Origin of the sequence: Bacillus pretiosus, assembly GCF_051294775.1 — a bacterium.
Taxonomy (GTDB): Bacteria; Bacillota; Bacilli; order Bacillales; family Bacillaceae_G; genus Bacillus_A; species Bacillus_A wiedmannii.
This window is the reverse complement of record NZ_JBPPHF010000597.1, coordinates 1-281: the sequence shown is the minus strand read 5'-3', so window position 1 is coordinate 281 and position 281 is coordinate 1. Positions and strand designations below refer to the sequence as shown.

Genomic DNA, 281 nt, shown 5'->3' with positions numbered 1-281 from the left:
CAATTACCCAATCATATATATTTTGCGCTCCTTCAGCCGGAGTCATATTCGCATCAAAGGCACCGATATCAGTCTTTAATTTTCCTGGGTGAATTGCCGTTACACGAATTCCTTTATTCTCAACCTCTTGTTGTAAACAAAGTGTTAACATATTTTGCGCAGCTTTAGCAATTCGATAGGAATATGAGAACTGTCCTTGCGGAAACTCTTTGTTCGCGATTTTATGTAGTGATCCTAACCGAGAGGACATATTTATTATTCTCGGCTGATCCGATTTAGCT

Annotated in this window: 1 protein-coding gene; it reads right to left on the bottom strand. The window is 39.1% G+C overall.

Features of this window, described 5'->3' with window-relative positions; translation table 11 throughout:
* Nucleotides 1–281: SDR family NAD(P)-dependent oxidoreductase (locus ACSG5Z_RS32310; protein WP_435712983.1), on the bottom strand; the 281-nt coding region annotated here is incomplete at both ends.